Source organism: uncultured Jatrophihabitans sp. (assembly GCF_964252635.1).
Classification (GTDB): Bacteria; Actinomycetota; Actinomycetes; order Mycobacteriales; family Jatrophihabitantaceae; genus Jatrophihabitans.
This window is the reverse complement of record NZ_CAXUNP010000024.1, coordinates 1-13,835: the sequence shown is the minus strand read 5'-3', so window position 1 is coordinate 13,835 and position 13,835 is coordinate 1. Positions and strand designations below refer to the sequence as shown.

Below are 13,835 nucleotides of genomic sequence, written 5' to 3'. Positions count from 1 at the left end.
GCTCGACCGGCTGCGCTCGACCACGGGGTGCAGCTCGTTCTCACCGATCCGCGGCGCGCGCAGGGCTCTCCGTACAGTGGCGCGGTGCCTGTCCGCCGTGCTGTGACCGCGACCGTCCCGTCGAAGGTGAACCTGCACCTGTCGGTCGGCGATCTGCGGCCGGACGGCTTCCATGAACTGGTGACGGTGTTCCACGCCCTGGACATGTGCGATCAGGTCGTGGCCCGGGCGTCGACTTCGCTGTCGCTCGGCATCGAGGGCGAGGGCGAGGACGTGCTCCCCACCGACGCCGGCAATCTGGCCCACCGAGCCGCCGAGCTGCTCGCCGAGGCCGCCGGTGTCCGGCCCGACGTCCGTCTGGAGCTGAACAAGTTCATCCCGGTGGCGGGTGGCCTCGCCGGTGGTTCGGCCGACGCCGCGGCCACCTTGGTCGCCTGCGCCGAGCTGTGGGGAGTGAGCGCGGACCTGCCGCGGCTCGCCGCCGAGCTGGGCAGCGACGTCGCGTTCTCGCTCCTGGGCGGCACGGCGCTGGGGACGGGCCGGGGCGAGCTCCTCACGCCGGTTGCCACGACGGGCACCTACGCCTGGGCCCTGGCCCTGGCCGACTTCGGCATCTCGACCCGTGATGCGTATCGCGAGCTGGACCGTCAGCGCGCGACCGGCGAGGCACCCGAACCCGCGGGACCGCCGGACGCGTTGCTGGCCGCGCTCGCGACCGGAACTCCCGCCGACGTCGCCGCACACCTCGTCAACGACCTGGAGCCGGCAGCACTCGCCCTCGCCCCGTCACTGCGCGACACCCTCGATGCCGGGTTGGCCGCCGGAGCCCTCGGCGGCATCGTGTCCGGTTCCGGACCCACCTGTGCGTTTCTGTGCCCGGACGCGGACACCGCCGACGGGCTCACCCGGAGCCTGCTGGACGCCGGGGTGTGCCGCGACGCGCGTGTGTCCGACGGGCCCGCACCCGGCGCGCGGGTGACTAGCACGAACGTGCCGGTCTGATGGCGAACCTCGTCAACCTCGAGAACGTGGGCAAGGCCTACGGCACGACGGTCGTCCTCGACGGCGTCTCACTGGGCGTGGCCGACGGCGAACGCATCGGCGTCGTCGGGCGCAACGGTGGCGGCAAGTCGACGTTGCTGCGCCTGATGGTCGGCGACGAGACACCCGACGCCGGTCGGGTGACGCGCAGCAACGAGGGCAGCATCGCCCTGGTCGACCAGCGCGGGCTGCTGCCCGCCGGCTCGTCGGTGCGCACGGTGGTGGTCGGTGACGGCGCCGAGCACCTGTGGGCCGGGGACGCCGCAGTCCGCGAGGTGCTGGCCGGTCTCGGCCTGGCCACGGTCGGCCTCGACGCCGACGTCGCGCGCCTGTCCGGCGGGGAGCGCCGACGCGTCGCGCTGGCTGCCGCCCTGGTGCAGCAGGCCGACCTGCTCGTGCTCGACGAACCCACCAACCATCTCGACGTCGAGGGCATCACCTGGCTGGCGGGCTACCTGCGCCGGCGACGCGGCGCGTTGCTCGTCGTCACCCACGACCGCTGGTTCCTGGACGCGGTCTGCGAGCGGATGTGGGAGGTCGGCGACGCCACCGTCCGCCCCTTCGACGGCGGGTATGCCGCCTACGTCCTGGCCCGGGCCGAGCGGATGCGTCAGGCCGAGGCCACCGAGACGCGCCGGCAGAACCTGCTGCGCAAGGAACTGGCCTGGTTGCGCCGCGGCGCCCCGGCCCGCACGTCGAAGCCCAAGTTCCGTATCGACGCCGCCGAGGCGCTCATCGCCGACGTCCCCGAGCCGCGCAGCGGGGTCGAGCTGCGCGCCCTCGCCCAACGCCGCCTGGGCCGCAGCGTGGTCGACGTCGAGGACGTCACCGTCACCGTCGGCGCCGGGACCGAGCGCGCCCGCACCCTGCTCGACCACGTCACCTGGCACGTCGGTCCCGGCGACCGGATCGGCGTCATCGGCGTGAACGGCTCGGGCAAGAGCCACCTGCTGCGGCTGCTGGCGGGCGAGCTCGACCCGGACTCGGGGACCGTGAAGATCGGCCAGACCGTGCACACCGGGCACCTCAGCCAGGAGATCGTCGAACTCCCGGACAACCTGCGGGTCCTCGAGGCGGTCAACGAGGTCCGCGCGTCGGCCGAGATCGACGGGGTCGAGCTCAGCGCCGGTCAGCTGGCCGAGAGCTTCGGCTTCCCCAACGAGCGGCAGTGGACGCCCGTGTCGAACCTCTCGGGCGGCGAGCGGCGGCGGCTGCAGCTGCTGCGCCTGCTGCTGATGCAGCCCAACCTGCTGCTGCTCGACGAACCCACCAACGATCTCGACACCGACACCCTGGCTGCGCTCGAGGACCTGCTCGACCGGTGGGCCGGCACCATCGTGATCGTCAGCCACGACCGTTACCTGCTCGAGCGGGTCTGCGACACCACGGTGGCCCTGCTCGGTGACGGCTCGCTGGCCGCGCTGCCCGGCGGCGTCGAGGAGTACCTGGCGCGCCGAGCCGCCACCCGCGTCGACCCCGGCCCGATCGGTGCGGAGGACCGTCGCGACAAGCGTGGTGACACCCGCAGCGCCCGCAAGGAGCTGACCCGCCTCGAACGACGGGTCGCCACCCTGGACAAGCAGGAGGCCGCGCTGCACGCGGAACTCGCCACCCACGCCACCGACTTCGCCCGCGTCGGCGAGCTCACGGCGCAGCTGCGAGAGCTCACGGCCGAGCGCGAGGCGGCCGAGGAGGCCTGGCTGGTGCTCGCCGAGGACGCCTGACGCGCTGCTGTTACTGCGCGCCGTTCTCGTCCGCGGGTGCGGTGGCCGTGGTGCCCGACAGCGTCGCCAGCATCTGACGCACGTTGGACAGCTGGGCGTTGATGGCGTTGCGGCGCTGCACGTGCGCGGCCAGTTCGCGCTCGGACTCGTCGCGGATGCGATCGGCACGGGCCACGGCCTCGGCGACGATCTGCTGCGACTTCTGCTCGGCCTCGGCGTTGAGCCGCGCCGCACGCTCGGCCGCCTCGGCCTGCACCTGGTCGGCGTGCGACCGCGTGGCGGCCACCCGCTCGCGGGCCTCGCCGAGCGCCTGCTCGGCCTCCTCGGTGCGCTCCTGGAAGACCGACTCGGCCTTGTCGCGGCGCTCGGCCAACGACTGCTCGAAGTCGGCCGCCGCCTGCGCCGAACGGGCCTGCTGCTCCTCGAAGAGCGCCTCGGCCTCGTTGCGTCGGGCGACGGCCCGCCGCTCGGCCTCGTCGATCATCTGCTCGGCGCTGCGCTTGGCGTCCTCGACGATGCGCGCGCTCTCCTGGTCCGCGTTGCTGCGCGTCTCGACGGCGTACCGGTCGGCGTCCTCGCGCGTGCTCGTGGCCGTGGTCTCGGCGTCCGCCAGGTTGCGGTGCACCTCGGCGACGGCCGCCGTCCGCATCTCTTCGGCCTCCTCCTCGGCCATGGCCAGGATGCGGCCGATCCGCTTGCCGAAGTCGTGGAAGGTCGGCTCGGCGGGCGGCTGCGGCTTGACCTCGCGCTCACGCGCCTCGCTGGCCTGCCGCGCCTCGTCGGCCTGCCGCCCGAGTCCCTCGACCTGCCGGGCCAGTTCGTCGGCGCGAGTGTTGGCCTCGGCCGCGGCGCGGGACAGCTCGGCGACGTGACGGTCGACCTCGGCCGGGTCGTACCCGCGCATGACAGTCCGGTAGGTGCTCGTCGTGTTGTCGCTCATCGTCCCCCGCGCTCATTGCGTCCTGCCGTCGGTGGGGCGAGACTACCGGTCCTGCAGACGGGGCGCCTGTTCAGCAGTGGCGTCCCGATCGGAGCTGCTGTCGTCGCCCGAGTCGCGCGCGACGCCTCGTGGGCCGGCCCGTCCGACACCGTCGGCCTCGGCCTGTTCGGCGACGGCCAGCGCGTCGATGGCCCCCGACAGGTCGCCCAGCTGCTTGGCGATCTCGTCGCGGTGCGCACCGAGAACGGCGACCTCGGCCCGCGCCTCCGCGAGCTTCGAACGCGCCGAGGCCCGCACCGCGTCGGCTTCTGCGCGGGCCTCCTGCAGCGCCCGTTCCGCCTCCTCGTTCCGGCGGCGGGCCTGCTCCAGCGAGGCCGCCGCCTGCGTCCGCGACGCGGCGATGATCTGCTCGGCGTCGTCCCCGGCCGCCTGACGGATCTCCACCGAGTCGCGCTGCGCGGCCTCGAGCCGGGCGGCACACTCGTCACGGACCTCGGCCTCGAGGGCCTCCGCCCGCTGCTTCGCGGCGGTGCGGGCCTCGGCACCCTCGGCCTCGGCCTGCTCCCTGATCCTGGCCGCGTCCGCCGCGGCGGCGGCCAGCAGGTCGGTCATGGTCTGCTTAGTCCACGACGTCTGCTCGGCCGCCTCCGCGATCTCGGCCGACACCGCCTCACGGACGTCGTCGAGCATCGCGTCACCCCGGCCCCGCGCCTCCGCACGGATCTGCTCGGCATCGCGCTCGGCCTCGGCCAGCACGCGCTCGCGGGTGTCGGACAGCTCCGCGGCCAGGGCGTCGCGTTGCCGGTCGGCATCCTGGGCCGCCCGCGCCTCGAGACCGGCCGCGCGTTCCCGCGCGGCGGCGACGATGGCCTCGGCCTGGTCGCGCAGGACCCGGGCCGCGGCACGCCCGTCCTCGGCCAGCCGCTCGGCGTCCTCGCGGGCGTCCTCGAGCACGAGCCCGGCGAGCCGCTCGGCGTCCTCGCGGGCGTCGGCGAGCACCACGTCGGCGGCCTGCTCGGCCCGGGCCAGGACGAGCCGGGCCTGCTCGTGGGCGTCCGCGCCGTCCGCCTGCGGGGCGCCGGGGGGAGCGGCCTCGTCCATGGGCTACATGGTGGCAGGCCGCGTACCGCGGTGCACGATCGGCCGACGGGGACTCGGTGGACCCACAGCGGGCGCACGGGACCCGGTCAGGGCGCCGGCCGGGTCCGTACCGGTCGCGGCGCGGACTCCAGGTGTTTCAACCCGTTCCACCCCAGGTTCACCAGGTGCGCGGCGACCTCCTCGCGCCCCGGTTCGCGCTCCTCCAGCCACCACATGCCGGTGAAAGCCACCATCCCGACGAGCATCTGGGCGTACAGCGGGGCCAGCTCGACGGACACCGAAGTACGCGCGAACTCCCGGGCGAGGATGTGCTCGACCTGGCTGGCCACGTCGTTGAGCAGGGACGAGAAACCACCGCCCGCTGCACCCGAGGCGTCGTTGGACACCGAGCTCACCGGGGAGTCGCGCGCGAGGATGCGGAACCCGTCGGTCTCCTCCTCGATGTAGGTCAGCAGGGCCAGGGCGGCCTGTTCGACGAGACCGTGGGCGTCGCCGTCGGCCAGCGAGGCGGTCAGCCGGCCGAGCAGGTCGGCCATCTCGCGGTCGACCACGACCGCATAGAGCCCTTCCTTGCCGCCGAAGTGCTCGTACACGACCGGCTTGCTGACACCGGCCCGCGCGGACACCTCCTCGATCGAGGCCGCGTCGTAACCCTTCTCGGCGAACAGCGCGCGGCCGATGGCGATCAGCTGCTCGCGACGCTGCTGACCGGTCATCCGGACCCGTCGTCGCTGCTCGGACTCGGTCATCGCCGATGATGGTGCCATGACTCCGGACGTGCGCGCCGACGACGACGCGCTGACCTACTCGACGTACCTGCGCCTGGACGACCTGCTCGACGCGCAGTCGCCGCGCACCGGCGAGCACGACGAGCTGCTGTTCGTGATCATCCATCAGGTCTACGAGCTGTGGTTCAAGCAGATCCTGCACGAAGCGGCCCGGCTCCAGCAGCGCCTCGAGGGAGGCGACGCGGCGGGCGCGCTGCTCACCTCGCGCCGCATCGCGAAGATCCTGAAGACCGTGGTCGGCCAGCTCGACGTCCTGGAGACGATGACACCCCGCCAGTTCGCGAGCTTCCGTCCCGAGCTCGGCGGCTCGAGTGGTTTCCAGTCCGAGCAGTTCCGCGAGCTCGAGGCCGTCCTCGGCCGCCGCGACCTCGACCCTTCCCGTGACTCCCGTACGGCCGACGCGATGCAGCGGCGCTCGGTGTTCGACTCCCTGCTGTGTTACCTCGCCGCGGCCGGCCACGACGTCCCCCCGCCGGCCCTCGAGCGCGACCCGTCGCAGCAGTGGCCGGCCGGCGACGAGGCCGTGCTGTCGCTGCTGAAGGCCGTCTACGCCGACGAACGGGGTGCGGCGGCCCAGCTGTGCGAGGCGCTGGTCGACGTCGACGAGGGCGTACAGGAATGGCGCTACCGGCACGTCAAGATGGTCGAGCGGATCATCGGCGCGCAGCCCGGCACCGGCGGGTCCGCCGGGGCGGCCTACCTGCGCTCCACCCTGTTCCGGCCCGCGTTCCCCGACCTGTGGCAGGTGCGGGGTGTCTGAGCCCGTCGTCGCGATCCGCTCACGCGTCGAGGCAGCACAGGCCGACGACGCCGACCCGCTCGCCTACCTGCGGGCCCGCTTCGCCGTCCCCGACGGGCTCGTGTATCTGGACGGGAACTCCCTGGGCGCCCTGCCCGTGGGGGTCGGTTCGACGGTCGCCGATTCGGTGGCCCGCGAGTGGGGCGAGGACCTCATCGGTTCCTGGAACGTCAACGGCTGGTGGACGCTGCCGACGCGGGTCGGTGACCGGATAGGTGCGCTCGTCGGCGCGGCGCCGGGGCAGGTGTTGTGCGGCGACTCGACCACCGTCCAGCTGTTCCAGGCCATGGTCGCGCTGGCCCGGCTGAAGCCGCACCGGCGGGTGATCGTCACCGACGGCGCGAACTTCCCGACCGACCAGTACGTGGCCGAGTCGGTCGCCCGCTTGCTCGGCCTCGAGCTGGTGCGGGTGCGCCCGGACGAGGTGGCCTCGGTGCTGGACGCGCGCACCGCGCTGGTGTCGTTCAGCGCCGTCGACTACCGCACCGGCGAGCTGTGGGACCTCGAGAACATCACCTCGACCGTCCACGGTGCGGGCGCGCTGATGCTCTGGGACCTTGCGCACGCGGCCGGTGCACTGCCCGTCGACCTGGACCGGCTGGGCGCGGACGCCGCCGTCGGCTGCTCGTACAAGTACCTCAACGGCGGGCCCGGTGCGCCGGCGTGGATCTACCTCCCCGCTCGGCTCCAGGAGGTCGCGGACCTGCCGCTGACCGGGTGGCAGGGCCACGTCACGCCGTTCGAGCTGGACCCCACGTACTCGCCGGCGCCCGGGGTCGAGCGCGCCCGCATCGGTACACCGCCGGTGCTGTCGATGCGCGCGCTCGACGCGTCCCTCGACGTGTTCGACGGCGTGGCGCTGACCGAGCTGCGCGCGAAGTCGCTGCGGCTCAGCGGACTGGTCATCGACTACGTCGACGAGCACCTGTCCGGCGTCGAGGTGGTGACCCCGCGCGACCCGTCGCGACGGGGGTCGCAGGTGTCGTTGCGGGTCGCGTCGGCGTACGAGGTGACCCAGGCGCTCATCGCGCGCGGGGTGGTCGGCGACTTCCGGGCGCCCGACCTGGTGCGGCTGGGGTTCACGCCGCTCTACCTGTCCTTCGTCCAGGTGTGGGACGCGATGGAGACGGTGAGCTCGGTGCTGGCCACGGGCGAGTGGCGCGACCCGCGTTTCGCGGTCCGGGCCGCCGTCACCTGACCGTCAGGTCGCGGCCGAACGGCCTGCCGGCTCGGTCAGGCGTCGACGCGCAGCTTCTCCAGGCGTTCCGGACGGGGCCAGCGGACGTCCGTCGCCCAGCCCAGCTTCTCGAAGAGCCAGATGACGCGCGCGGACTCGTCGATCTGGCCGCGCAGGACGCCGTGCCGGGCCGCGGTCGGGTCCGCGTGGTGCATGTTGTGCCAGCTCTCGCCGAAGCTCAGGATGGCCAGCGGCCAGAAGTTCGCGCTGCGGTCGCGGGCCGCGAAGGGCCGCTCGCCGATCATGTGGCACACCGAGTTGATGGACCACGTGACGTGGTGCAGCAGGAAGATCCGCACCAGCGAGGCCCAGAAGAACGCCGACAGCGCGCCGCCCCACGACATGGTCACCAGGCCGCCGATCAGCGCCGGCGAGAACACCGAGACCAGCACCCACGCCGGGAACAGCCGGTCGACGAGGCGGATGTCGGGGTCCGACATGAGGTCCGGCGTGTACTTGTCGCGGTTGGTGTGCTCGATGTCGAACAGCCAGCCGAGGTGGGCGAACCAGAAACCCTTGGCCAGGGCGCCGGCCGAGTTGCCGAAGCGCCACGGCGAGTGCGGGTCGCCCTCACGGTCGCTGAAGGCGTGGTGGCGGCGGTGGTCGGCGACCCAGCGGATCACCGGACCCTCGATGGCCATCGAGCCCGCGATGGCCAGCCCGATCCGCAGCCCCCGGTTGGCCTTGAACGACCCGTGCGTGAAAAGGCGGTGGAAGCCGACGGTGATGCCGAAGCCGGTCCCGAAGTAGAAGATCACCAGCAGCGTGACGTCCGTCCAGCTCATCCCCCACCCCCAGGCCACCGGGATGATCGCGGCGAACGCGAGGAACGGCACGATGACGAACAGGTAGAGCATCGCCTGCTCACCGCGTCGCTTGGTGCCCTCGAACACCGGCTTGGGCCCGTCGGCGGACGGGGCCGGTGAACGTTCGTCGAGAAGGGTCATGAAGCCTGCTTCCAGGGGTGCAATGGGGCCGGTTACGGCAGCGTAACTTACGGGTTCGTACGCAGCGAGGGGCTCGGGGGAACCGGCCATGTCCTAACCTGGACGCCGGTGCAGCAGCGATGGGGGATGGGGTAATCGGCAGCCCGCCGGCCTTTGGAGCCGTGCAGTCTCGGTTCGAGTCCGAGTCCCCCAGCCACCGGCCGTCGATGTGTCTGCCCGCGACGTCGTCGAGAGGACCGTTCTGGTGGCCGAACAGCCGGTAGCCGTCATCGTGCTCGCCGCAGGCGAGGGCACCCGCATGCGTTCCGAAGCACTGCCCAAGGTGCTGCACGGCTTCGCCGGACGCTCGATGCTGGGCCACGTCCTGGCCGCCGCCGCGCCGCTGGGCGCGAACTCCACCGTGGTCGTCGTCGGTCATCGCCGCGACGAGGTCACCGCGCACCTCGACGGCATCGCACCCGACGCCGTCGCGGTGGTGCAGGCCGAGCAGCGCGGCACCGGCCATGCCGTTCGACAGGCCCTCGACGCCGTCGCGGCCGGCGCGACCGGCACCGTCGTCGTGGTCCCGGGCGACGCGCCGCTGCTCACCGACACCGCGCTGACCTCGCTGGTGGCCGAGCACGAGGCCGCCGGCGCCGTCGCCACCCTGCTCACGAGCGTCCTGACCGACCCCACCGGGTACGGACGAGTGATCCGCGGCGCCGACGGCGCTGTCGAACGCGTCGTCGAGCACAAGGACGCCGACGCCGACGAGCTCGCCGTGAACGAGGTCGCCACCAGCGTCTACGCCTTCGACCACGCCGCCCTGCGCGACGCCATCGGGCGGATCTCCACCGACAACGTGCAGGGCGAGGAGTACCTCCCCGACGTCATCGGCATCTTCACCGGTGCGGGCCGGCCGGTGGCCGCGGTGGTCGCGCCGGCCGACGAGACCGCCGGGTGCAACGACCGCGTCCAGCTCGCCGCCGCGCACGCCACCTACAACCGGCGGCTGCTCGAGACGCACATGCGGGCCGGCGTTACCGTCGTCGACCCGGCGTCCACCTGGGTCGACGCCGACGTGATCGTGGAGCCCGACGTCACCCTCTGGCCGTCGGTCGACCTGCACGGACGCACCTTCGTCTCGCGCGGCGCGGAGATCGGGCCGCAGACCAGCCTCACCGACACCGCCGTCGGCACCGGCGCCACCGTCACCCGCACCGTCGCGATCGGGGCCGCCATCGGTGCCGACGCCACGGTCGGCCCGTTCGCCTACCTGCGCCCGGGTGCCGACCTGGGCGAGGGTGCCCACGTCGGCACCTACGTCGAGATCAAGAACAGCGAGGTCGGCGCGGGCAGCAAGGTGCCGCACCTGAGCTACGTCGGCGACGCCACCATCGGCGAGCACAGCAACATCGGCGCGGCCACCGTGTTCGTCAACTACGACGGGGTGGCGAAGAACCGCAGTGTCGTCGGCGACCACGTGAAGATCGGTTCGGACACCATGATCATCGCCCCGAGAACCATCGGGGACGGCGCGTACACCGCCGCCGGATCGGTGATCACCACCGATGTGCCGCCGGGCGCCATGGCCGTGGCCCGCGGGCGGCAGCGGAACGTGGCAGGCTGGGTGCAGCGCAAGCGGGCCGGGACCCTGTCCGCCGACGCCGCCGCCCGGGCGACACCTCCGGACGCGAGCCCGACCGTCGAGCCCGACGACCACTGACCCCGATCCCCACCAACGAGACGGACGGACCGATGTCGACTCTGCAGGTCGCCGGGCGCAAGAGCCTGGTCATTCTCTCCGGCGGCGCGTACCCGCAGCTGTCGGACGAGATCGCCGGTCACATCGGCGTCACCGTGACCGGGACCACCCGCCGCGAGTTCGCCAACGGCGAGCTGTTCATCCGCCCCAACGACTCCGTGCGCGGCACGGATGCGTTCGTGATCCAGGCGCACACGACGCCGATCAACGACTGGCTCATGGAGAGCCTGATCCTGGTGGACGCCCTCAAGCGCGCGTCGGCCAAGCGCATCACCGTCGTCGCGCCGTTCTATCCCTACGCCCGGCAGGACAAGAAGCACCGCGGCCGCGAGCCCATCTCGGCGCGGCTGATCGCCGACCTGTTCAAGACCGCCGGCGCCGACCGGCTGATGGCCGTCGACCTGCACACCGCGCAGATCCAGGGTTTCTTCGACGGCCCCGTCGACCACCTGTTCGCGATGCCGCTGCTGTCGAGCTACATCCGCGACAAGTACAGCGCCGACCGCGATCTCGTGGTCGTGTCACCGGACACCGGCCGGGTGCGGATGGCCGAGCAGTGGGCCGACGAGCTGGGCGGGCTCGGCATCGCCTTCGTGCACAAGAGCCGCAACATCGACGAGGTCAACGAGGTCGAGGCCAACCGCGTGGTCGGAGACGTCGCGGGCAAGTGCTGCCTGCTGATCGACGACATGATCGACACGGCGGGCTCGATCACGAAGGCCGCCGACCTGCTGTTCGACGCCGGCGCCACCGAGGTCGTCGTCGCCGCCACCCACGGCATCTTCAGCGGCCCGGCTGTCGACCGGCTGAAGAACAGCCGCATCGCCGAGGTCGTGGTCACGAACACCCTGCCCATCCGTCCCGAGCAGGAGTTCGACTCCCTCACCGTCCTGTCGATCGCCCCGTTGCTGGCGCAGGCGATCAAGGAGGTCTTCGAGGACGGCTCGGTGACGAGCCTGTTCAGGGGACGCAGCTGACGACCGACCCGGGGACGACAGCGATCACGTGCTCGGCGCCTGCCAGTCGCAGTGCACCCGCGCGTGCGCGCCGTGGGCGGTCCGGGTGACCTCCACGGTGCCGTGGTGCGCGAGGATCCGGCAGGTGATCGAGCGTGACGACCCGGCCGTCGCGTAGATCGTGAAGTAGTCGCCGACCCCGCTGTCGATCGTCTTGCGGTAGGGCAACGACGGGTGGAACACGTGCACGAGCACCAGGTCGGCGTTCGAGTACTCGACGAACGACGCCGGCGCGGCCCCCGACACCTCGTAGGTCACCGGGCCGATCGTGGTCGCGGTCGGCGCGTCGGACGGGATGTCCTCCGGCACGGAGGTCAGCGGGTCCACCGACGGGATCGCGGTCAGCACGGTGGAGGGGACGCCCGGTGGGGTGTACGGCCCGTCGGTGGGGAACGTGGCGGCGACCGACGACGGGGTGTGGTGGTGGTGGTCGAACTGCACGAAGAACACGACCACCCTCAGGACGAACAACACGCCGGCCAGCACGCCCAGCACCGGGCGCCACCTGCGACGTGCCCATGACCCGGACTCGCCCTCCACGTTCCGCGGCACGTGCGGCTCCCCGAAGGCTCAGCAGTTGTAGTTGTTCGCGTAGGACGGGTCGCACGTCGACACCGTGGCGACCGCGATGATGATCCACAACGCGATCCAGCCGATGCCGATGCACAGCGCGATGATGCCGAACTTCTTCACGCGGTCGGCCTGGTGCTGCGCCCCCGCGAGGTCACCGGCGAACAGCGCGCGGTCGATGTTGCCCCACGCCGAGGTGAGCGAGTAGATGGCCAGCGGCCAGAAGAACAGCCAGTTGACGACGAACCAGCCGGTGGGCTTGGCGACCCCGCCGTAGGGCGGCGCACCGTACGGGGCCTGGCCGTAGGGAGCCTGGCCGTAGGGCGGCTGGCCGTAGGGAGCCTGGCCGTAGGGCGCCTGACCGTACGGAGTCTGACCGTAGGGAGCCTGGCCGTAGCCGTAGCCGGGCGGCGGGGCCTGGCCGTACCCGGGCGGTGGTGCCTGCTGCCCGTATCCGGCCGGCGGCGCCTGACCGTACGGGTTCTTCGAGAAATCAGGGGCGGTCACGGCGGACTCCATCGGACACGGGGCATGCGGGCGGGACCGACAGTAGGCGACCGGGGGCCGTTCACCTAGACGGACGAGGCGTCCGCAAGCAGATCGTCATCGATGCGGATCGGGACGATGTCGGGCGAGCCGGGCGTACCCGGCGACGTCGAGCGTCTCGCCGCGGGCGCGGGGGTCCACGCCCGCGGCGACCAGCGCCTCCTCCGACGCTGCGGGCGAGCCCGCCCACCCGGCCAGGGCCGCCCGCAAGGTCTTGCGCCGCTGGGCGAACGCGGCGTCCACGACCGCGAACACCTCCGCCCGTGACGCCGTGGTCGCAGGCGGTTCGCGGCGGGTCAACCGGACGAGCCCGGAATCGACGTTCGGCGCAGGCCAGAACACCGACGGCGGCACGGCACCGGCGCGCTCGGCAGCGGCGTACCAGGCCACCTTCACGCTCGGGACGCCGTACGTCCTCGAGCCGGGCCCGGCGACCAGGCGGTCGGCGACCTCGGCCTGCACCATCACCAGCCCGCGGGCCAACGACGGCACCGTCTCGAGCAGGTGCAGGACGACCGGCACCGCGACGTTGTAGGGGAGGTTCGCCACCAACGCCGTCGGTGCGGGACCGGGCAGGCCGGCCAGGCGCAGGGCGTCTCCGGTGACGACCTCGAGCTCCGCCTGCGGCATCCGGGCGGCCACCGAACCGGGCAGGGCCGAGGCCAGCACCGGGTCGATCTCGACGGCCGTGACGGGGTGCCCGGCCTCCAGCAGGCCCAGGGTCAACGACCCGAGGCCCGGGCCGATCTCCAGAACGCGTTCGGCCGGCAGCAGTCGCGCCGACCGGACGATGCGCCGGATCGTGTTGCCGTCGTGCAGGAAGTTCTGGCCGAGGGTCTTCGTCGGCCGGATGCCGAGTCGCGCGGCCTGGGCGCGGATCTCGGCGGGACCGAGCAGCACCGATTCCACGGCCAGTCGGCCCTCCCATCCCGTCCGCGCCTCGCTGGGGCAGGTGTCGGCCGCCGGCGTGCTTTAGTCTGCCAGCACGTAACACCGGAACGAGGGAGCTGTCGGTGGCCGACGTGCTGGAGATCCGCCACGGCGAACGGCGCGTACAGGTGAGCCCGGGCAGCGTCTTCGTGGTCGGTCGCGACCCGGCCGCGGGCTTGCGCATCACCGACGACACCAAGGTGTCGGCCAAGCACCTGACGATCTGGTTCGAGAACGGCTGGCGGTTGCGCAGCGAGGGCCGCAACGGCACCTTCCTCGCCGGCCGGCGCATCGACACGCTCGCGCTCGCGCCGCGCACCGTCCTGCACCTCGCCGACCCGCAGGGCACCCCCCTCGAGCTGCACGTCGTGCCCGCCGCCGTCGCGCCGGGCTCGGCCCCGCCCGGCCAGGCCGCCGCGTCCGCGCAGGCCTACGCCCCCACGCCCCGGGCG

The 13,835-nt window shown here is 72.6% G+C and carries 14 protein-coding genes and 1 tRNA gene; 8 read left to right on the top strand and 7 right to left on the bottom strand.

What is annotated here, in order from left to right; translation table 11 throughout:
- Window positions 1–84: 84 nt before the first annotated feature.
- Both ACFFCA_RS12155 and ACFFCA_RS12150 read left to right on the top strand, forming a co-directional pair.
- Window positions 85–1,002: a 4-(cytidine 5'-diphospho)-2-C-methyl-D-erythritol kinase gene (locus tag ACFFCA_RS12155; protein ID WP_375485126.1), complete on the top strand. Its 918-nt coding sequence runs from the start codon at window positions 85–87 to the stop codon at window positions 1,000–1,002.
- Window positions 1,002–2,765: an ABC-F family ATP-binding cassette domain-containing protein gene (locus ACFFCA_RS12150; RefSeq protein WP_375485124.1), complete on the top strand. Its 1,764-nt coding sequence runs from the start codon at window positions 1,002–1,004 to the stop codon at window positions 2,763–2,765. Before ACFFCA_RS12155 ends, ACFFCA_RS12150 begins: the two co-directional genes overlap by 1 nt.
- 10 nt (window positions 2,766–2,775) lie before the next feature.
- On the opposite strand, the gene ACFFCA_RS12145 is transcribed toward ACFFCA_RS12150, so the two are convergent.
- The 3 genes from ACFFCA_RS12145 to ACFFCA_RS12135 all read right to left on the bottom strand — a co-directional run bounded on the left by ACFFCA_RS12145 (window position 2,776) and on the right by ACFFCA_RS12135 (window position 5,555).
- A complete protein-coding gene (locus ACFFCA_RS12145) occupies window positions 2,776–3,705 on the bottom strand; it encodes a hypothetical protein (protein WP_375485122.1) in 930 nt (309 codons plus the stop codon).
- 42 nt (window positions 3,706–3,747) lie between these two features.
- Window positions 3,748–4,806, bottom strand: coding sequence for a hypothetical protein (locus ACFFCA_RS12140; protein ID WP_375485120.1), 1,059 nt, complete (start codon window positions 4,804–4,806; stop codon window positions 3,748–3,750).
- 86 nt (window positions 4,807–4,892) lie between these two features.
- A complete protein-coding gene (locus tag ACFFCA_RS12135) occupies window positions 4,893–5,555 on the bottom strand; it encodes a TetR family transcriptional regulator (RefSeq protein ID WP_375485118.1) in 663 nt (220 codons plus the stop codon).
- Window positions 5,556–5,571: 16 nt separating this feature from the next.
- Here ACFFCA_RS12135 and ACFFCA_RS12130 point away from each other — a divergent pair, with 16 nt between their 5' ends.
- Window positions 5,572–6,354, top strand: a complete 783-nt coding sequence (locus ACFFCA_RS12130) for a tryptophan 2,3-dioxygenase (RefSeq protein ID WP_375485116.1) — start codon at window positions 5,572–5,574, stop codon at window positions 6,352–6,354.
- Window positions 6,347–7,591: a kynureninase gene (gene kynU, locus ACFFCA_RS12125; protein ID WP_375485114.1), complete on the top strand. Its 1,245-nt coding sequence runs from the start codon at window positions 6,347–6,349 to the stop codon at window positions 7,589–7,591. The genes ACFFCA_RS12130 and kynU overlap by 8 nt, the downstream gene beginning before the upstream one ends.
- Before the next feature lie 35 nt (window positions 7,592–7,626).
- On the opposite strand, the gene ACFFCA_RS12120 is transcribed toward kynU, so the two are convergent.
- Window positions 7,627–8,577 carry an acyl-CoA desaturase gene (locus ACFFCA_RS12120; RefSeq protein ID WP_375485112.1) on the bottom strand — a complete coding sequence of 317 codons (951 nt, stop codon included), beginning with the start codon at window positions 8,575–8,577 and terminating at the stop codon, window positions 7,627–7,629.
- Between the two features lie 120 nt (window positions 8,578–8,697).
- Here ACFFCA_RS12120 and ACFFCA_RS12115 point away from each other — a divergent pair.
- From ACFFCA_RS12115 to ACFFCA_RS12105, 3 genes are all read left to right on the top strand, one after another.
- Window positions 8,698–8,773, top strand: a tRNA-Gln gene (locus tag ACFFCA_RS12115).
- Window positions 8,774–8,821: 48 nt separating this feature from the next.
- Window positions 8,822–10,282 (top strand): bifunctional UDP-N-acetylglucosamine diphosphorylase/glucosamine-1-phosphate N-acetyltransferase GlmU, encoded by a 1,461-nt coding sequence (gene glmU / locus ACFFCA_RS12110; protein ID WP_375485110.1) that lies wholly within the window; start codon window positions 8,822–8,824, stop codon window positions 10,280–10,282.
- A gap of 32 nt (window positions 10,283–10,314) precedes the next feature.
- Window positions 10,315–11,298 (top strand): ribose-phosphate diphosphokinase, encoded by a 984-nt coding sequence (locus ACFFCA_RS12105; protein WP_375485108.1) that lies wholly within the window; start codon window positions 10,315–10,317, stop codon window positions 11,296–11,298.
- A 24-nt stretch (window positions 11,299–11,322) separates the two neighbouring features.
- Here ACFFCA_RS12105 and ACFFCA_RS12100 read toward each other — a convergent pair whose 3' ends face one another.
- The 3 genes from ACFFCA_RS12100 to rsmA all read right to left on the bottom strand — a co-directional run bounded on the left by ACFFCA_RS12100 (window position 11,323) and on the right by rsmA (window position 13,362).
- Window positions 11,323–11,889, bottom strand: a complete 567-nt coding sequence (locus ACFFCA_RS12100; RefSeq protein WP_375485106.1) for an MmpS family transport accessory protein — start codon at window positions 11,887–11,889, stop codon at window positions 11,323–11,325.
- 18 nt (window positions 11,890–11,907) lie between these two features.
- On the bottom strand, window positions 11,908–12,414 hold the full coding sequence (locus tag ACFFCA_RS12095) for a CD225/dispanin family protein (protein ID WP_375485104.1): 507 nt from the start codon (window positions 12,412–12,414) through the stop codon (window positions 11,908–11,910).
- Window positions 12,415–12,510: 96 nt separating this feature from the next.
- Window positions 12,511–13,362: a 16S rRNA (adenine(1518)-N(6)/adenine(1519)-N(6))-dimethyltransferase RsmA gene (rsmA, locus tag ACFFCA_RS12090; RefSeq protein WP_375485102.1), complete on the bottom strand. Its 852-nt coding sequence runs from the start codon at window positions 13,360–13,362 to the stop codon at window positions 12,511–12,513.
- 104 nt (window positions 13,363–13,466) lie between these two features.
- Between rsmA and ACFFCA_RS12085 the strand changes: the two genes are divergently transcribed.
- Window positions 13,467–13,835: FHA domain-containing protein (locus ACFFCA_RS12085; RefSeq protein ID WP_375485100.1), on the top strand; the 369-nt coding region annotated here is incomplete at its 3' end.

What these genes read in the sequence shown, in the direction of transcription:
- ACFFCA_RS12120 (WP_375485112.1), bottom strand. Translation starts at nt 8,577, where the DNA reads ATGACCCTTCTCGACGAACGTTCACCGGCCCCGTCCGCCGACGGGCCC.
- ACFFCA_RS12135 (WP_375485118.1), bottom strand. Translation starts at nt 5,555, where the DNA reads ATGACCGAGTCCGAGCAGCGACGACGGGTCCGGATGACCGGTCAGCAG.
- ACFFCA_RS12105 (WP_375485108.1), top strand. Translation starts at nt 10,315, where the DNA reads ATGTCGACTCTGCAGGTCGCCGGGCGCAAGAGCCTGGTCATTCTCTCC.
- ACFFCA_RS12140 (WP_375485120.1), bottom strand. Translation starts at nt 4,806, where the DNA reads ATGGACGAGGCCGCTCCCCCCGGCGCCCCGCAGGCGGACGGCGCGGAC.
- ACFFCA_RS12145 (WP_375485122.1), bottom strand. Translation starts at nt 3,705, where the DNA reads ATGAGCGACAACACGACGAGCACCTACCGGACTGTCATGCGCGGGTAC.
- ACFFCA_RS12150 (WP_375485124.1), top strand. Translation starts at nt 1,002, where the DNA reads ATGGCGAACCTCGTCAACCTCGAGAACGTGGGCAAGGCCTACGGCACG.
- ACFFCA_RS12130 (WP_375485116.1), top strand. Translation starts at nt 5,572, where the DNA reads ATGACTCCGGACGTGCGCGCCGACGACGACGCGCTGACCTACTCGACG.